This window comes from Providencia sp. PROV024 (assembly GCF_032709665.1).
GTDB lineage: Bacteria > Pseudomonadota > Gammaproteobacteria > Enterobacterales > Enterobacteriaceae > Providencia > Providencia huashanensis.
Genome location: NZ_CP120545.1, coordinates 1,152,718 through 1,169,859 on the forward strand (window position 1 = coordinate 1,152,718; position 17,142 = coordinate 1,169,859).

The window sequence follows — 17,142 nt, forward strand, 5'->3', positions numbered from 1 at the left end:
TCTATTTTGGTTCGTCGCTTGGCTTTGCAAGCGAAGAGCCAAATAATGGCTCTATCGTGGATGGAGGATGTGTTGAACGTGTTTATTTTTTACTGAATGGGCGAGTGATTAACCCAATAGGGCCTTTTTGATACCAGCGTGATAGTGCTTTGCCACGTGTATCTTGGCCTAACGATTGTGTAAAGCGGTCTAATACGATAGCAAGGATGACGATCCCAACCCCACCAACAGAGGCTAATCCCATATCTAAGCGTCCTATCCCGCGTAGAACCATTTGTCCTAAGCCCCCGACAGCAATCATAGAGGCGATCACCACCATGGATAGTGCTAACATCAATGTTTGGTTTACCCCTGCCATAATTGTCGGCATAGCTAAAGGTAACTGGACTTTGAATAGCATTTGGCTAGGGCTGGCTCCGAATGACTCTGCGGCTTCAATTAAGTCTGCTGGGACTTGTTTAATACCTAAAATGGTTAAACGAATGATCGGGGGTAATGCAAAAATAATGGTGACCACCACGCCAGGTACATTACCAATACCAAATAACATCACAATGGGGACTAGGTAGACAAACGCGGGTGTTGTTTGCATGGCATCGAGTAGTGGACGGACTACTTTTGCTGCTCTATCACTACGTGCAAGCCATATTCCGAGGGGTAACCCGATAACAATACAAAATAACAGAGACGTTAATACTAATGATAATGTGACCATGGCTTCTGACCATGCTCCGATTGCCCCGATAACAATCATTGAAACGAATGTTGCAATACCCATTGCTCTTCCTGCGAATTGCCATGCTAATAAAGCAAATAAAATAATGGCAACGGGGGAGGGCAGGGAGGTTAAAAATTGCTCGAACCCACTGAGAATAAAATCAATTGGTGCACGAATAGCTTGGAATACTGGGCGAAAATTTTGTACTACCCAATCAATACCGTGAGTTACCCACGAATCTAATGGTAACAATGTGTGCTGAAATGGGTCCATAAAGTTAAATTGATCAATTGATACGCCATCTGTTGGCGCTGCATCTAACCAGTCGTTGCTGCCAGATTCCGCTGGTGCATCTGTTGTTGGGGCATTACCCCATGGGTCATCTGAAGATGTTTGGCTATTATCGGAGCTCGCAGCCCATGGATCATCAGCAGCAGTTTCTGGGGTTTGTGTTGGGGCTTCTTGCACTGAAGCATCCGCCCATGGATCTTGCTGGTTAGTTGTTTGTTCTTGATTATGTTTACTCATTTGGCGTCTCCTTATCCAGTGCTTGCAACAGCATTCCTTTCGAAATTACCCCCAAATAACGATTTTTTTCGTTAATGACTGGTACCGCACAAGGAGCTTGCGCTACAGTTGAGATAACTTCATTCAAAGATGTATCGCCTTGAATAGGCTCGATATCGGTTAAAATTGCAGATTCAATACCGGCTTTTTCACGGAGCGCTTTTTCGAGGGATTCAACAGAAACGACACCGACAAAGGTATGACCTCGAGAGATCAAATAACCATGATAGCGGTCCTCGTCATTTAGAACTTTAAGGGCAGAACGCGGACCAAAACCCGGTGCGATATGTAAAAGAGCATCAGGTCGCCGACGAGCAATATCTTTGGCGCTAAAGACTTGGCTAATATCAACGCCACGGAAGAATGTTTTGACGTAATCATTCGCAGGGTTATTCAGAATTTCATCTGGAGTGCCTATTTGAACAACGACTCCCCCTTGCATGATGGCAATGCGATCACCAATTCTCATGGCTTCATCAAGGTCATGGGAAATAAAAACAACGGTGCGCTGTTTATCCCCTTGTAAAGAGAGCAACTCATCTTGCATTTCAGTTCGGATCAAGGGATCTAGCGCAGAAAAAGCCTCATCCATTAATAGGATATCAGGGTCATTGGCTAGTGCTCTTGCCAACCCTATACGTTGACGCATACCTCCTGACAGTTCATCAGGGTATGAGTTAGCCCATTTCTCTAGGTTGACTTGTTGAAGGGCATCCATTGCTTTTTTATGCCGTTCTTCTTTCGAAATACCAGAAAGTTCCATACCAAAAGCAGTGTTATCAATCACGTTCATATGCGGCATAAGTGCAAATGATTGAAACACCATACTGATTTTAGTTCGTCGAACTTCACGCAGTGCTTTGTCAGTAATACCGGAGATGTCTTCTCCATCAATCATGACTTGGCCACTTGTCGGTTCTATCAGGCGATTGAGGAGGCGTACCAACGTGGATTTCCCTGAGCCAGAAAGCCCCATCACGACAAAGATCTCGCCTTCTTCAATCGTCAGATTAACATCTTGAACACCTACGGTTAGGCCTGTTTTTTCAAAGATATCATCTTTACTCATTCCTGATTTCAGTAGCTTGAAGGCCGGATCAGGATTTTCCCCAAAAATTTTATATAAATTTTTAACTTCTAATTTTGTTGCCATATATTATTTACCCAACTTTCAATCAATAAGGAAGAATGATTGCCCATATTGAATGTGATTAATTCTGTCGTGATAGCTTAAACAATATTTTAAAATTGCGACTATCGGTTGAAAATTATTAGGGCAGAAATTCCTATTTTAGTTTAATGGGTTCGATCATTATGGTTTAAATTTAATTATTCCTGTTTTAGTTATTAGCAAAACTTGCAAGCAATAAACCCTAGCATAATAAAATCGACTGACAACCCTCGGTTAAGCATAATTAATCAAAAAAATCACATGCAGAAAAGACGAATTATTCTTGCTGATTAAAGAAATAATTAGCCTAATTCGTTAGTGCGTTAATTTAAGATCCTATAGGTTAACTAACTGGTGAGACTGAATTTATTAGATAGCGCATTTAATACAATCTATTGGAGTAATAAGTTTTTAATTTATTATTAATACGGATAAAAATTAACATTTAGAGTAGAAAAATAAATGTAATATACACTAGTTTATATTAATTTATCTTATCAAAAATAATTGAAATATGGATTATTTTCAAATAATTTGCCAGATTGACTCATTAAAAATGAGTAATCAAACAGATATACATATAAAAAACGAAATGAATTGTCTGTTTTTTGAGCTAAAAAATATCATGATAAATAAAATCATTATTATTCATCATGATATAGTTTTTTAGGGGATTTGCTTTGATAGATAAACTAAATTTACTGGTTTATTAGAAGTTCCAATCATCATCCTCGGTACTTACTGCCTTTCCAATAATATAAGATGAGCCAGAGCCCGAAAAGAAATCATGGTTTTCATTCGCATCTGGGGATAATGCGGATAATATTGCAGCACTAACATCTGTCACTGTATCTGGGAATAATGCTTCATAACCTAAATTCATTAATGCTTTATTCGCATTATAATGAAGGAATTTTTTTACATCTTCTGACCAACCCACCGAGTCATACAGTTCTTGCGTATACTTAACTTCATTTTCATATAAATCAAGTAATAATGAAAAAGTGAAATCTTTAATTTCTTTTTGTACTTCATTATCATATTGTTGTAATGAGTTTTGAAATTTATAGCCAATATAATATCCATGTACAGCTTCATCCCTAATAATTAATCGAATGAGGTCTGCGGTATTAGTTAATTTACCTCGACTTGACCAATACATAGGTAAATAAAACCCTGAATAAAAAAGGAATGATTCTAAAAATACACTCGCAATTTTTTTCTTCAGTGGATGTGAATTGCAATAATAAGAAAGGATGATTTTGGCTTTATTCTGTAACGCTGTATTTTCTTCACTCCAACGGTATGCGTCATCGACATCAGTGGTCGAGCACAATGTTGAAAATATTGAGCTATAAGACCGAGCGTGTACCGCTTCCATGAAGCTAATATTAGATAATACGGCTTCTTCATGAGGGGTTTGAGCATCAGGCATTAAACAAGGAGCACCAACCGTATTTTGGATGGTATCGAGTAACGTTAAGCCAGTGAATACTCGAATAGTGAGCTGTTTTTCTGCCGCAGTAAGCGTGTTCCAAGATGGTGTGTCATTGGAGAGCGGGATTTTTTCAGGTAACCAAAAGTTGGTGGTTAACCGGTTCCAAACTTCTAAATCTTTATCGTCTTGAAGTCGGTTCCAGTTGATAGCTTTAACAGGTGTATAAGATGTGCTGGTGGTCATTTGATTTTTTCCTATTACAGAGTGCAAGATACGCAGCCTTCGACTTCGGTTCCTTCTAGGGCGGTTTGGCGTAACCTAATGTAATACAGTGTTTTTATCCCTTTTCGCCATGCATATATTTGCGCACGATTGATATCGCGGGTAGTGGCATCATCTTTAAAAAATAGGGTTAAAGATAAACCTTGGTCAACATGTTGAGTGGCCATTGCATAGGTATCAATAATTTTTTCTGGCCCGATTTGGTAAGCATCTTGGTAATACTCTAGATTTTTGTTATCCATAAAAGGAGCAGGGTAGTAGACGCGCCCAATTTTACCTTCTTTACGAATTTCTATTCGTGAAACGATAGGATGAATGCTAGATGTTGAATTATTAATATAGGAAATTGAACCTGTCGGAGGGATAGCTTGCAGATTCTGGTTGTAAATTCCGTGGGTCATAATTGACTGTTTCAAGGCTAGCCAATCTTCACGACTTGGAATTTCGATACCCGAACGTCGGAATAATTCCTGCACATTCTGTGTCTTTGGTAACCAAAGGTTGTTGATATATTTATCGAAATATTCACCAGAGGCATATGTAGAGTGTTCAAAGCCAACAAATGCAGTTTTTCTTTCTCTGGCTAATTGGTTGGATGTTTTTAGCGCATAATAAGTGACACAGTAAAAATAAATATTGGTAAAATCCAACGCTTCTTCAGAACCATAATGAATGTGCTCCCTTGCAAGGTAGCCATGTAAATTCATTTGCCCTAAGCCAATGGCATGGGATTGGCGGTTACCTTGTGCAATAGAAGGGACTGAGCGTATATCACTCATATCTGAAACTGCACTTAAAGCCCGCACAGCAGCCTCAATAGACTGAGCAAAATTAGGGGAGTCCATTGTTTTAGCGATATTCATTGAACCTAAGTTACAGCTAATATCTTTACCAATCTGTTGGTAGCTTAAATCATCTTCATAAGTACTAGGGCGATTAACTTGCAGTATTTCCGAACACAAGTTGCTCATATTAATTCGCCCTGCGATTGGGTTGGCCCGGTTGGCAGTGTCCTCGAAGAGAATATAGGGATATCCCGATTCAAATTGAATTTCAGCTAAGGTTTGGAAAAATTCTCGCGCATTAATTTTGTATTTTTTGATCCCCTTGTTATTTACCATTTCATGGTATTTCTCTGTCACACTAATTTCGGACATTGGAACACCATATATGCGTTCAATATCATAAGGAGAGAACAAATACATATCTTGATTATCTTTTGCTAACTGGAAAGTGATATCAGGAATAACAACCCCTAGAGAAAGCGTTTTGATGCGTATTTTTTCATCGGCATTTTCCCGTTTAGTATCAAGAAAACGCATAATGTCAGGATGATGCGCGTGTAAATAAACGGCTCCGGCACCTTGACGAGCCCCTAATTGGTTAGCGTAGGAAAAGGCATCTTCTAGCATTTTCATGACAGGGACTACACCAGATGATTGATTCTCAATCAATTTTATTGGAGCGCCTTGTTCACGTAAGTTGCTCATTAAAAATGCGACACCACCGCCACGCTTGGATAATTGTAATGCTGAATTTACGGAGCGACCGATGGATTCCATGTTGTCTTCGATTCTCAAAAGAAAACAAGAAATTAGGGGTATCCGGAATTTCTGGTTGATAAAATGTCAAAGATGTAAAGAAGAAAATCTTTCTCAGCGGATTATCTGATTGATCCTCTTCAGCCTACTCTACTGCCAATTTTCTGTTTCCACCTTCGCCTGAGTCTTCATAGCGATGCTGACTAGGGAGGACAGCGAGAGCTGGGCAAGCGTCAAAGCGGTTCTGGTTCATGCGCAATCCGGACACCTGCACAACATTCCTCTTGTAAGAAACCGATCAAATTCTCTAGGTGCCCATACTCGGGTATACAGACAATCGTGCGGCTATGTTTCTCCTGCCGGATCAGCCCTACCTTGGCCATGCGCGCAAGGTGATGTGATAGCGTCGAAGCAGGAATACCCAGCCCCTTCTGGATATCTCCGACCGAAGCCCCATCATGGCCAGCTTTGACCAGAAAGCGGAACACGGACAGTCGGTGACTATTCCCTAGCTCAGCTAAGCTGGCTGCAACCTTTTCGTGATCCATAGCACGCCCCAATAATTCGATGTTTCTAGAATTATAGTTGACAGGTCGGATAAACGCAAGTAGACTGCGTACATCATTTCGATAAAACTAGAAATATAGGAGTAATATTGAATGTCACCTCAACTCCAAGACGCTCTAGGCATGTTCGCCTTTCTCGCTATCGAGCTATCGGTTTTATTCATTGGCATTAGCTTGCTGGTCGGAGTTCTTCAACGTCACATCCCACCATCCAAGGTGGAAGCGTTACTGACTTCCAGTGGGAAGCGAGGCTATTTTCTTGCTGCTGGTTTAGGAGCTATAACGCCCTTCTGTAGTTGCTCGACTATCCCCATGTTGAAAGGGTTGATTCAGGCACGGGCCGGTTTTGGGCCGATGATGGTGTTTCTTTTCACATCTCCGTTGCTGAATCCTATCGTCGTCGGCCTGCTGGTTGCCACGTTTGGATGGACACTTACTGCTATCTATGTGCTCGCCGCTTTGGTGGTCGCGGTAGGTGCCGGATGGCTGCTTCACACGCTTGGCTTCGAGCGTTATGTGCGCCGGACGGCGACACAAGAGAGCAGTGGATGTAGTTCATCAGCAAGCCCGTGCAGTGCTACATCGACCGCATCGAGTTGCGGCACCAACAGCTGCGACACCACTCCGAAGACGGCTTCTTGCGGGGCTGATAGGAAGACAACAGTCTCTACGTCTAGCGAATGCTGTGACAGTCAACCCACTGTCACGGTTAAGAAAGAAGGGAAGTACAATGGTGTGTGGCGGGAAGCTTGGTCGGACTTTATCGATGTGTTGCCTTACCTGCTCATCGCTATTGCGATTGGCAGCGTGATCTATGGTTTCATGCCCACTGACTTATTGGAGCAGTATGCAGGCCCAGATAATCCCTTTGCCATTCCAGTTGCCGCTGTCATCGGCGTGCCGTTGTATATTCGCGCTGAAGCCGTCATACCTCTGGCAGCGGCTCTGATGGCCAAAGGCGTGGGTGCCGGGACGGTGCTTGCGTTGATCATCGGCAGTGCCGGAGCCAGCCTGACTGAGCTCATTCTGTTGCGCTCTTTGTTCACGCTGAAGCTTTTAGCGGCGTTTTTAGCAGTCATTTTTGCTATGGCGATGATTGCCGGTTACGCCACCTACCTGTTTTTCTGATCAAGGCGGGAGATGATTAATTCGTTAAGCCTTCCTGGTTACCAGTTGGTGGATTCTGATGAGCAGAATGAAGACATACATTTTCGGCTTGAAGCACCTACACCAGTAGCCTGCGAGGGGTGCTGCGTGCAGGGTGAGTTCGTGCGGTTCGGCAAGCGTGATGTTCCCTATCGTGACCTGCCCATCCACGGCAAGCGGGTCACCCTCTGGGTAGTTCGTCGCCGGTACACCTGCCGGGCCTGCAAGACCACCTTCAGGCCCCAGCTACCGGAGATGGTGGACGGCTTCCGCATGACGCTGCGGTTGCATGAGTACGTGGAGAAGGAAGCCTTCAATCACCCCTACGCCTACGTGGCTGATACCACGGGCCTGGACGAGAAGACGGTACGCGACATTTTCAACGCCCGCGCCGAATTCCTGGGGCGCTGGCACCGCTTCGAGACGCCCCGCATTCTCGGCATTGACGAGTTGTACCTGAACAAGCGCTACCGCTGCATCCTGACCAACATCGAGGAGAGGACCCTGCTCGACCTGCTGGCCACCCGCCGTCAGGACGTGGTGACCAACTACCTGATGAAGATGAAAGACCGGCAGAAGGTCAAGATCGTCAGCATGGACATGTGGAATCCCTACCGAGCAGCGGTCAAGGCGGTGCTGCCACAGGCCCGCATCGTGGTCGATAAGTTCCATGTGGTGCGCATGGCCAACGATGCCCTGGAGAAGGTGCGCAAGGGCCTCAGGAAGGAGCTGATGCCCTCCCAGAGCCGAACCCTCAAGGGTGACCGGAAAATCCTGCTGAAACGCGCTCACGAAGTCTCAAACCGGGAACGCCTCATCATGGAGACCTGGACCGGCGCATTCCCACAACTGCTGGCCGCCTACGAGCACAAGGAACGTTTCTACGGCATCTGGGACGCTACCACACGGCCCCAGGCAGAAGCCGCCCTGGACGAGTGGATAGCCACCATCCCGAAGGGCCAGAAGGAAGTCTGGAGCGATCTGGTCAGGGCTGTAGGCAACTGGCGCGAAGAGATCATGACCTACTTCGAGACGGACATGCCCGTCACCAACGCTTACACGGAGTCCATCAACCGACTGGCCAAGGACAAGAACCGTGAAGGACGTGGTTACTCCTTCGAGGTGATGCGGGCACGAATGCTCTACACCACGAAGCACAAGAAGAAGGCCCCGACCGCGAAGGTCTCTCCGTTCTACAAGAAAACCATCGGTTACGGACTGCCGGACTTCGCAGAGGAACTCAACTACGGGGTCGATCTATCAACCATCTGATAATGGTATCAGGTTGGTGGGGTAAAGGTGCCCCATCAACCATTAAATCCGTATACCCGAAATTAGTTCACCTCTTTGCTTTTTACCGCAATTCAGGAATGTGGGGGTAGCAGGTTGAAAACGACCGCTGATGATCTCATCCACATATAACATCGCGAGGCTTTCTGAGCCTTGTGCAAGTGTTAATGCCACCATACAGACACGATCTTCATAACGCTCTAAATAACGTTTACCATCAAAGGTTTTTAGGGTATAGCTGGTGTAATATTTGAAGGCACCTAAAAAAGTCTGGAAACGAAATTTATGCGCATAAGCTCGTTTAAATAATGATTTGATAAACTCAAAATCATATTGACCTAATACGCTACTTTCGTAATAGTTTTCTTGCACTAAGAAATCTAATTTTTCTTTTAAGTCATGAAAAAATACAGTGTTTTGATTTACATGTTGCCTAAAATAATGATGTGCAGCTTCCTTGTCTTTATCAAATTGAATGTGGCCTTCGCTATCATATAAATTCAACATAGCATTAAGTGCGTGATAGTCTATATCAGTGGTATTTTGCATTTTATCCATTTTGAAATAACTCTAGTTGTCAGTGCGCTGCCAAAATATTTGAAGGCCTTGCTTAACGGATTGAACATCTTTTTCTGTGCCAAGAAGCTCAAAACGGTAAAGGTAAGGAATACGGCACTTTTGCGCGACAATATCCCCAGCAATGGCATAGGCATCGCCAAAGTTGGTGTTACCCGCAGCGATCACTCCACGGATAAGTGAGCGATTGGCTTCAATATTTAGAAATTGGATCACTTCTTTTGGGACAGCACCCTTTAAGCCTCCACCACCATAAGTAGGCAGCAACAAAACATAAGGTTTTGTTGCAATTAGGCTGTTTTCTTGGCGACCAATGGGGAGCCGTGTTGCTGGAAGGCCTAACTTTTTAACAAAGCGATGGCAATTTCCAGAACGACTGGAAAAATAGATAAGCGCTTCCGTTGCCATAAGAACCTCTAGGCCGCTAATAAGCTAATCATATCTGGACGAAACCCAGACCAATGTTTGTCCCCAGCAATGACTACTGGGACTTGTTGATAGCCTAATTTTTTAACTAGCTCAAGGGCTTGGTCATCTTGAGTGAGGTCAATTACCTGATAGGAAATTTGTTTGCGATCTAGCGCTTGGTATGTTGCATTACATTGAACGCAATTAGGCTTACTATAAATGGTAATCTCAGTCATATTATTTACCTTTTGATTTTTTAACGTGTCATAGCCAACAAGATTAATAAGTAAATACTATATATGGGTGAGTTATTTATCAACCACACAATATGTAGTGGATATGAAAAGTTGAATGATAATTATTCTAATTATTTGCTAGGTTGTTATTAACATTGAAAATAAAAAATAAGTGGATTTAGTGATTCAGTTGGTGACACTAAGAAAAAAGATTATTGCAAAGCGGAAATAATTTACTCTATAACTGTATATACAATCAGGTAATTGATTCCTTTTAAGGAGATACTATGTACCATCAATATTTAGAAACACCGGAAAAGTTTCCTAAACCGTGGATCCATATTACGGCTGATGATGACGGAATAACGAGCCTGTACTTTGTTGAAGAAAAAACAGAAAAAGAAATTAAGAATGAACACTCCAAACTTTGCGTGAAAGAGTTAAAAGAATATTTTAGTCATAAAAGAAAAGTTTTTACGGTTGCTTTAAATCCTCAGGGAACTGAGTTTCAAAAGAAAGTTTGGAAGCATTTATGTGGGATACCTTATGGTGAGCGATGGAGCTATAAGGATTTGGCTTTAAAGTTAGGTTCTGTAAATTACTGTCGTGCTGTTGGAATGGCTAATTCACGTAACCCCATTTCTTTAATTGTACCTTGTCATCGTGTATTAGGGCATGATGGAAAGCTAGTCGGTTATACTGGCGGCCTAGATATTAAAGGTTGGTTACTATTGCATGAGAAGTAATATCTAAATAATTCACTATAGCTAATACTATTAGTTGTAATAATTGCTATTTGTAAGAATTATGGGTGGAATTTGCACAGATAATACCGATAAATAATATATTTTTACTTTTTTAGTCAATTTTCGTGATCTAGGTTGTAGACAAGTAACTTAGATATCTGATGTACTGAGCCTGATACAGATGGTGTGTCTATTTTATTTTAAAGGTAATAATTTGATGTCTAAAGTTAAAGGTAACGTTAAGTGGTTCAACGAGTCTAAAGGTTTTGGTTTTATCACTCCAGAAGATGGTAGCAAAGATGTATTTGTGCACTTTTCTGCGATTGCAAGCGAAGGTTTCAAAACCTTAGCGGAAGGCCAGAAAGTCGAATTTGAAATCACTGAAGGTGCTAAAGGCCCATCTGCTGTTAACGTTGTCTCTCTGTAATTTTAATAATTAACAATTAGAAACTAACAGCTATAAACTCGCTCTAGTTAACTGGGGCGAGTTTTTTATTAAGCAGTAAAAGACAAGAGCCGGATTTAAACAAATAGGTTGAATCCGGCTTTATAGAAATAATGTAGCGTACCAAAAAGCTAGGGGTTATTTGACCTCTTCACCTTTAGCTTGTAAGTCTGCATGGTAAGACGAGCGTACAAAAGGCCCACAAGCTGCGTGGGTGAAGCCCATTGCCATTGCCTCTTCTTTCATTTCGTCAAACTCAGCTGGGCTAACATAGCGTTTTACAGGCAGATGATGGCGACTCGGTTGCAAGTATTGACCAAGCGTTAGCATTGTTACGCCATGACGGCGTAAATCACGCATAACTTCAATAATTTCGGCGTTCGTTTCGCCTAACCCAACCATTAGCCCTGATTTAGTTGGGATATCAGGGTGCGCTTCTTTAAATTTTTCGAGTAATTTTAATGACCATTCATAATTCGCGCCTGGGCGAACTTGGCGATAAACGCGTGGTACGTTTTCAAGATTATGGTTAAAGACATCTGGTGGCGTTGCGGTCAGAATTTCTAGTGCGCGATCCATACGCCCACGAAAGTCAGGGACTAATGTTTCAATTTTAATTGAAGGGTTTTTTTCGCGAATAGCACGAATACAATCCGCAAAGTGCTGTGCGCCACCATCACGTAGGTCGTCTCGGTCCACAGAAGTAATAACGACATACCGTAATGCCATATCTTTGATTGTTTGCGCTAATTTTTCTGGCTCATTGGCATCTGGCGCGTTTGGACGACCGTGGGCAACATCACAGAATGGGCAACGTCGAGTACAGATAGCACCTAAGATCATAAAGGTTGCTGTACCATGGTTAAAGCACTCGGAAAGGTTTGGGCAGGAGGCTTCTTCACATACCGAATGTAGACCATTTTTACGCATAGCGGCTTTAATGCCTTGAATACGAGTTGAGTCAGCGGGAAGCCTAATTTTCATCCAGTCAGGTTTACGTAGAATTTCTTCTCGTTCAGTCACAACGTTTTTGACAGGGATCAGCGCCATTTTGTCGGCGTCACGATATTTAATTCCGCGTTCTATCTGAATTGGTTTACTCATAATATGACGGTTCCAGTTATCTTTTATGCTGATGGATAATTTTTAATTCTAAATAAAACCGAATGGAAAGCCGTAACCCATTCATTAAAAAATAGTTTAAAAATGTTAAAAAATTATAGCATTATTATTGAACAATATGAAATCCTAGTGTGTCACAGAATTGACGGATTAGCACAGGCTGAACATCAGATAATGACACTTTGGGAGCAAGATCACTAATCTGAGTCATCTTTAATTCACTGTAACCACAAGGGTTTATACGGTTAAATGGCTCAAGGTCCATATCGATATTTAAAGCAAGTCCATGGAAAGAACAGCCTTGCCTAATGCGTAAACCAAGAGAACAAATTTTGTCCCCGTTAACATATACACCGGGCGCATCGGGGCGAGGGTAAGCTTCGATATGAAAATGGGCGAGGGTATTCACAACGGTGTTTTCTAGTGCGGTGACTAACTCACGCACACCAAGTTTATTGCGTTTTAAGTCTAGCATAACATACATGACTTGCTGGCCGGGGCCATGGTAGGTAACTTGGCCCCCCCGATCACTTTGAATGACTGGGATATCGCCAGGAGCAAGTACGTGCTCGGCTTTACCGGCTTGGCCTTGAGTAAATACTCGGGGGTGTTCAACGAGCCAAATTTCGTCGCAGGTTTCAGGCGTACGGCATTGCGTAAATTGGTGCATCGCATCAGAAACGGGTTGGTAAGGCGCGAGGCCAAGTTGGCGGATGATTATACTTCTGTCTGACAAAATTAAGCGTCCACGTTGTCATTATCGTTAGGTCAGTATAACGCCTATGTTTGTTACACATCAAGTTGTCAAGGTATTAGCTTGTTGTATATAAGTGAGTAGATAAAGAATTAATGGTTAGCAATGATAATTTTTAAATCTCGGCTGTATTTTGGCATAAAAAACCCCCAGTAATTGGTTGTCCAGCTATTGGGGGTCACTTCACTATTTGGTTTTTTATTTACTCGTTGATTAAAGCACAACTTTAACTAATTCTAATGCGCCTAATTCGCTATACAAGGTTTCAACCTGTTCGATATGTGTTGCATTAATAGTAATAGAAACTGAGTGATAGTTGCCTTTGCTACTTGGTTTTACATCGGGAGAGTAATCACCAGGCGCATGACGCTGAACAACTTCAATCACTTGATCAACCAACTCAGGCTGTGCCAAGCCCATCACTTTGTAAGTTAATGGACATGGGAACTCAAGCAGTTCACCTAATTTCGTTTTCATGGGCACTCCTAATTTTTTAAATTGTGTCGCTGGTTGAAAAAGATTGGCTGGTATTAAACCAGCCAATCAAAAGTATTCATCCAACAAACATTTCGATGCTTACTATATGGGGGTGATTTATTTTTGTTTCAAGCCCTAGCCAAACCAACGGTGAAATAATAGTTTGATATAGTCAATTAATCGGCTGAAAAAGCCACCTTCTTCAACATCTTTTAGAACGGCTAAAGGGTGTTGTTCAATAGTTTTTCCATCGAGCTGGAAGCTGATCGTACCGACTTGCTGACCTTTGGTCAAAGGCGCTTGTAATTCTGTCGTTGACAGTTCATAGCTGGCTTTTAAATCTTTTAACCGTCCCCGAGGTATCGTTAAGTATAGGTCATCCACTACACCTAATTTCACTTCATTTTCATCACCAAACCAAACAGGAACACTCGCAAAATCAACGTTAGCTTGTAATGGTTTAACTGTTTCATAGAAACGGAAACCATAAGTGAGTAATTTTTTACTTTCAGCATCACGTCCTTTGCTGCTTTTCCCACCCATCACAACGGAAATTAAACGCATATCACCATCTGTTGCGGATGCAACAAGGTTGAAACCTGCGGCATTTGTGTGACCTGTTTTGATCCCATCAACAGCAAGGCTCTTATCCCACAACAAACCGTTACGGTTAATTTGGCGGATGTTGTTAAAGGTAAATTCTTTTTCTTTGTAAATGGCATATTCTTCTGGTACATCACGTACTAAAGCTTGACCAATAAGCGCCATATCACGTGCGGAGCTATACTGGCCTTCTGCATCTAAGCCATGAACAGTTTCAAAATGGGTGTTTTTCAAACCTAATTTATTCACATATCCATTCATTAATTGAACAAAATTGGTTTGATCTCCAGCGATATAATCAGCCATTGCAACACAAGCATCGTTACCTGATTGCAGGTTAATCCCACGAGTCAGTTGAGAAACGCTGACTCGATCTCCTGGTTTTAAGAACATCAAGGATGAGCCTTTAAACACAGGGTTACCGGTTGCCCATGCATCATTACCCACGGTGACTATGTCATTTGCACCAATTTTACCTGATTTAATCGCCTGACCAATAACATAACTGGTCATCATCTTGGTTAAACTGGCTGGGTCACGACGCTGATCCGCATTACTTTCAGCGAGGACTTTTCCTGAATTATAATCAATGAGTATATAGGCTTCAGCATCTATGGCTGGTGCTGCGGGAATTGAAGTATTTGGAAAGCTGTCATTGGCATTTGCAATACTGGCAGTCAAAAGAAGCAGAGCAGAACCCAGCACTGTATAACGCACGATGCGTGATGGAGCGACATTATTCATGGTTTTACCATTTACATCCGAAATTCGGTTAACACAAGGAGGCGCAGTTTAGCAAAAGAATAGGGCAAGAAAAAAGCCACTTTTGCGCTCCACCAATTATTTTTGTCAGTTTGATACAGTCATACTTTAGGCCCCATCAACATCATCACAATGTTGAGAGACCTAAAATGTTTGGTATGTATTCAGATTTAAGGTGCGACTACCATCGAAGTTTGGTTTTTTTCTGATTGTAGACGGCCCTGTACTTCAACAGCTTGTTGTCGAGTACTAAACGGCCCTAATTGAACCCGGTAGATACCATTGTAGGGTTGTAAACGCCCAGGAACATTAAATTGTGTTTTTAGTTCATCCAGCATTTTTTGTGCGTTCGGTTGGCTGCTAATTGCACCCGCTTGGACTAAAAAGCCACGCTCAGGCACCGCTTCTTCGGCCGCGGGTTGTGGCTCTGGCGTAGGGGTTTGTAAGCTCATATCTGGCATCACTGGTTGCATAGGTTCTTTGGGCTGTTGGACAGGCAACGCATTTTCTGGCGTTGGTAAGTTTTCCATCACAGGCGTTCCCATAGGGCCTGAACCTAGCTGTGGGCGCCCAGGTAGTGCATAGCTCTGCTTAACAAAATTAGAGCCGACAGTACCGGTACCAGAAAGTGTACCGTCTTGGGCGACTTGGATAGCGTCTATTTTAATCTTAGTGGTTGGTAATAAATTTAAGCGGTCAGCCGCAGCCCGAGAAATAGCAATGCTTTTACCTTGCATATAAGGGCCACGGTCGTTGACTCGAACCACCATCATGCGGCCATTCATCATATTGGTAATACGCACATAACTAGGGATTGGCAAAGTCGGGTGTGCTGCGGTTAATTCTACGGGGTTAACTCGTTCACCAATGGCAGTCATATTGCCTGTTGATTCAGCACCATAAATTGAAGCGTAGCCAACTTGGCTAAATTGTGCCGGGTCACGTACGATTTGGTATTGCTGGCCATTACGTGAGTAATCACTATTTGCTGTTGGGTGATATGGCTCATAATGAGGTTCAGCACCTAATACATCTTGAGTGGGCACATTGGTTGGCACTTGGGCGGGTTGCTTAACCTCTTCTGTAACACAGCCACTAAGTAGCGCGGCAGTGACACCAAGCATTATCCATTGTAAACGCATACTAAGCCTCATTTTATAAACTTTTTGAAAGGAATCTTCGGTGTGTATGTATCGACATGATAATACCGAATCCAGCCATTAAAACAATTAAGGCAGAACCGCCATAACTCACTAAGGGGAGGGGAACGCCAACGACAGGTAATATACCACTGACCATGCCGATATTCACAAACACATATACAAAAAGGATTAAGATCAAACCACCAACCATCACTCGACCAAAGGTATTTTGTGCGCTGGCGGCAATATAGAGCCCGCGGATAATCAGCAAAATATATAAGCCAAGAAGGATAAGAACACCGACTAAGCCAAGTTCTTCGGCTAATACAGCAAAAATAAAGTCAGTGTGCCTTTCAGGTAAAAATTCAAGTTGTGATTGTGTACCGTGCAGCCAACCTTTCCCCATTAACCCACCAGAACCAATCGCAATTTTTGATTGAATAATATGGTAGCCCGCACCTAATGGGTCAGTTTCTGGGTCCAATAACATCATGACACGAGCCCGTTGGTAGCCATGCATCAAGAAGAACCACAGCAATGGAATGAAGGCCGCTAGGGCGATAGCAGCAATAGCAATCAGCCGCCAACTCATCCCAGCAAGAAATAAGACAAATAACCCCGAAGCCGCCACAAGGATTGATGTTCCAAGGTCAGGCTGTGCAGCCACTAATAATGTCGGTACAAAAATGAGGACGAGTGCAATCAGTGTATTTTTAAATGAAGGGGGACACAAATCACGATTCATAAAGCGGGCAACCATAAGTGGCACCGCTATCTTTGCAATTTCTGAAGGTTGGAAACGAATAAAACCGAGGTCTAGCCAACGTTGGGCCCCTTTACTGATTTGCCCAAACACATCGACAAAAACTAATAAAATGACACAAAAGATAAACAGATGTGGAGCCCAATTTTCATACATTCGAGGGGGAATTTGAGCCATAACGATCATTACAATAAAGCCAGAAGCTATTTGCCCTAGCTTTCGCTCCATCATTTCAGGGTCTTGACCACTAGCGCTCCACATAATAAACGCGCTATAGGCAAGCAATGCCATGATAATTAATAGCATAGGCACATCTATGTGCAGACGTGTTGATAATGAAATTTTTTTCTTATCGTCTGTCATCTTTTTTATAGCTCACTGTATTTGGT

Annotated in this window: 16 protein-coding genes and 2 pseudogenes; 4 read left to right on the forward strand and 14 right to left on the reverse strand. The window is 42.7% G+C overall.

The window, feature by feature from the left end:
• Window positions 1-82: 82 nt before the first annotated feature.
• From proW to P3L56_RS05240, 5 genes and pseudogenes are all read right to left on the reverse strand, one after another.
• Window positions 83-1,246 (reverse strand): glycine betaine/L-proline ABC transporter permease ProW, encoded by a 1,164-nt coding sequence (proW, locus tag P3L56_RS05220; protein WP_042848392.1) that lies wholly within the window; start codon window positions 1,244-1,246, stop codon window positions 83-85.
• Window positions 1,239-2,438: a glycine betaine/L-proline ABC transporter ATP-binding protein ProV gene (gene proV, locus P3L56_RS05225; RefSeq protein WP_042848391.1), complete on the reverse strand. Its 1,200-nt coding sequence runs from the start codon at window positions 2,436-2,438 to the stop codon at window positions 1,239-1,241. The genes proW and proV overlap by 8 nt, the downstream gene beginning before the upstream one ends.
• Before the next feature lie 727 nt (window positions 2,439-3,165).
• Window positions 3,166-4,152: a class 1b ribonucleoside-diphosphate reductase subunit beta gene (gene nrdF / locus P3L56_RS05230; protein ID WP_261984780.1), complete on the reverse strand. Its 987-nt coding sequence runs from the start codon at window positions 4,150-4,152 to the stop codon at window positions 3,166-3,168.
• Window positions 4,152-5,777: pseudogene (gene nrdE, locus P3L56_RS05235) on the reverse strand (class 1b ribonucleoside-diphosphate reductase subunit alpha); the annotation flags it as partial. The pseudogene nrdE and the gene nrdF, both read right to left, overlap by 1 nt.
• 173 nt (window positions 5,778-5,950) lie before the next feature.
• Window positions 5,951-6,265 carry an ArsR/SmtB family transcription factor gene (locus P3L56_RS05240; protein ID WP_000349485.1) on the reverse strand — a complete coding sequence of 105 codons (315 nt, stop codon included), beginning with the start codon at window positions 6,263-6,265 and terminating at the stop codon, window positions 5,951-5,953.
• Window positions 6,266-6,376: 111 nt separating this feature from the next.
• Between P3L56_RS05240 and P3L56_RS05245 the strand changes: the two genes are divergently transcribed.
• Together P3L56_RS05245 and P3L56_RS05250 are read left to right on the forward strand one after the other, a co-directional pair.
• On the forward strand, window positions 6,377-7,411 hold the full coding sequence (locus tag P3L56_RS05245) for a permease (protein WP_029396327.1): 1,035 nt from the start codon (window positions 6,377-6,379) through the stop codon (window positions 7,409-7,411).
• A 12-nt stretch (window positions 7,412-7,423) separates the two neighbouring features.
• On the forward strand, window positions 7,424-8,701 hold the full coding sequence (locus tag P3L56_RS05250) for an ISL3 family transposase (RefSeq protein WP_000610829.1): 1,278 nt from the start codon (window positions 7,424-7,426) through the stop codon (window positions 8,699-8,701).
• Between the two features lie 57 nt (window positions 8,702-8,758).
• On the opposite strand, the pseudogene P3L56_RS05255 reads toward P3L56_RS05250, so the two are convergent.
• The 3 genes and pseudogenes from P3L56_RS05255 to nrdH all read right to left on the reverse strand — a co-directional run.
• Window positions 8,759-9,277 (reverse strand): annotated as a pseudogene (locus tag P3L56_RS05255) (ribonucleotide reductase N-terminal alpha domain-containing protein); the annotation flags it as partial.
• 12 nt (window positions 9,278-9,289) lie between these two features.
• The gene (gene nrdI / locus P3L56_RS05260; RefSeq protein ID WP_042848388.1) at window positions 9,290-9,703 is read right to left on the reverse strand and encodes a class Ib ribonucleoside-diphosphate reductase assembly flavoprotein NrdI; all 414 of its coding nucleotides are present in this window, start codon (window positions 9,701-9,703) and stop codon (window positions 9,290-9,292) included.
• 8 nt (window positions 9,704-9,711) lie between these two features.
• Window positions 9,712-9,939 (reverse strand): glutaredoxin-like protein NrdH, encoded by a 228-nt coding sequence (gene nrdH, locus P3L56_RS05265; RefSeq protein WP_042848387.1) that lies wholly within the window; start codon window positions 9,937-9,939, stop codon window positions 9,712-9,714.
• A gap of 287 nt (window positions 9,940-10,226) precedes the next feature.
• Here nrdH and P3L56_RS05270 point away from each other — a divergent pair, with 287 nt between their 5' ends.
• Window positions 10,227-10,685 (forward strand): methylated-DNA--[protein]-cysteine S-methyltransferase, encoded by a 459-nt coding sequence (locus tag P3L56_RS05270; protein ID WP_042848385.1) that lies wholly within the window; start codon window positions 10,227-10,229, stop codon window positions 10,683-10,685.
• Between the two features lie 217 nt (window positions 10,686-10,902).
• On the forward strand, window positions 10,903-11,112 hold the full coding sequence (gene cspE, locus P3L56_RS05275) for a transcription antiterminator/RNA stability regulator CspE (protein ID WP_014657708.1): 210 nt from the start codon (window positions 10,903-10,905) through the stop codon (window positions 11,110-11,112).
• Between the two features lie 156 nt (window positions 11,113-11,268).
• On the opposite strand, the gene lipA is transcribed toward cspE, so the two are convergent.
• From lipA to mrdB, 6 genes are all read right to left on the reverse strand, one after another.
• On the reverse strand, window positions 11,269-12,234 hold the full coding sequence (lipA, locus tag P3L56_RS05280) for a lipoyl synthase (RefSeq protein ID WP_042848383.1): 966 nt from the start codon (window positions 12,232-12,234) through the stop codon (window positions 11,269-11,271).
• Window positions 12,235-12,358: 124 nt separating this feature from the next.
• A complete protein-coding gene (lipB, locus tag P3L56_RS05285) occupies window positions 12,359-12,973 on the reverse strand; it encodes a lipoyl(octanoyl) transferase LipB (RefSeq protein ID WP_370661216.1) in 615 nt (204 codons plus the stop codon).
• Window positions 12,974-13,219: 246 nt separating this feature from the next.
• Window positions 13,220-13,483: a DUF493 family protein YbeD gene (ybeD, locus tag P3L56_RS05290; RefSeq protein ID WP_042848378.1), complete on the reverse strand. Its 264-nt coding sequence runs from the start codon at window positions 13,481-13,483 to the stop codon at window positions 13,220-13,222.
• Window positions 13,484-13,618: 135 nt separating this feature from the next.
• Window positions 13,619-14,830 (reverse strand): D-alanyl-D-alanine carboxypeptidase DacA, encoded by a 1,212-nt coding sequence (gene dacA, locus P3L56_RS05295; protein WP_042848376.1) that lies wholly within the window; start codon window positions 14,828-14,830, stop codon window positions 13,619-13,621.
• 188 nt (window positions 14,831-15,018) lie between these two features.
• Complete coding sequence (gene rlpA, locus P3L56_RS05300; protein ID WP_048606341.1) at window positions 15,019-15,990, reverse strand: endolytic peptidoglycan transglycosylase RlpA; 972 nt, start codon at window positions 15,988-15,990, stop codon at window positions 15,019-15,021.
• A 13-nt stretch (window positions 15,991-16,003) separates the two neighbouring features.
• The gene (gene mrdB / locus P3L56_RS05305) at window positions 16,004-17,116 is read right to left on the reverse strand and encodes a peptidoglycan glycosyltransferase MrdB (protein WP_042848373.1); all 1,113 of its coding nucleotides are present in this window, start codon (window positions 17,114-17,116) and stop codon (window positions 16,004-16,006) included.
• Between the last annotated feature and the right edge of the window lie 26 nt (window positions 17,117-17,142).

Bases quoted from the DNA above. Each gene is read 5' to 3' on its own strand.
- P3L56_RS05270 (WP_042848385.1), top strand. From the start codon at position 10,227: ATGTACCATCAATATTTAGAAACACCGGAAAAGTTTCCTAAACCGTGG.
- P3L56_RS05245 (WP_029396327.1), top strand. From the start codon at position 6,377: ATGTCACCTCAACTCCAAGACGCTCTAGGCATGTTCGCCTTTCTCGCT.
- lipA (WP_042848383.1), bottom strand. From the start codon at position 12,234: ATGAGTAAACCAATTCAGATAGAACGCGGAATTAAATATCGTGACGCC.
- proW (WP_042848392.1), bottom strand. From the start codon at position 1,246: ATGAGTAAACATAATCAAGAACAAACAACTAACCAGCAAGATCCATGG.
- dacA (WP_042848376.1), bottom strand. From the start codon at position 14,830: ATGAATAATGTCGCTCCATCACGCATCGTGCGTTATACAGTGCTGGGT.
- ybeD (WP_042848378.1), bottom strand. From the start codon at position 13,483: ATGAAAACGAAATTAGGTGAACTGCTTGAGTTCCCATGTCCATTAACT.
- nrdH (WP_042848387.1), bottom strand. From the start codon at position 9,939: ATGACTGAGATTACCATTTATAGTAAGCCTAATTGCGTTCAATGTAAT.
- rlpA (WP_048606341.1), bottom strand. From the start codon at position 15,990: ATGCGTTTACAATGGATAATGCTTGGTGTCACTGCCGCGCTACTTAGT.
- P3L56_RS05240 (WP_000349485.1), bottom strand. From the start codon at position 6,265: ATGGATCACGAAAAGGTTGCAGCCAGCTTAGCTGAGCTAGGGAATAGT.
- P3L56_RS05250 (WP_000610829.1), top strand. From the start codon at position 7,424: ATGATTAATTCGTTAAGCCTTCCTGGTTACCAGTTGGTGGATTCTGAT.
- nrdI (WP_042848388.1), bottom strand. From the start codon at position 9,703: ATGGCAACGGAAGCGCTTATCTATTTTTCCAGTCGTTCTGGAAATTGC.
- mrdB (WP_042848373.1), bottom strand. From the start codon at position 17,116: ATGACAGACGATAAGAAAAAAATTTCATTATCAACACGTCTGCACATA.
- proV (WP_042848391.1), bottom strand. From the start codon at position 2,438: ATGGCAACAAAATTAGAAGTTAAAAATTTATATAAAATTTTTGGGGAA.
- cspE (WP_014657708.1), top strand. From the start codon at position 10,903: ATGTCTAAAGTTAAAGGTAACGTTAAGTGGTTCAACGAGTCTAAAGGT.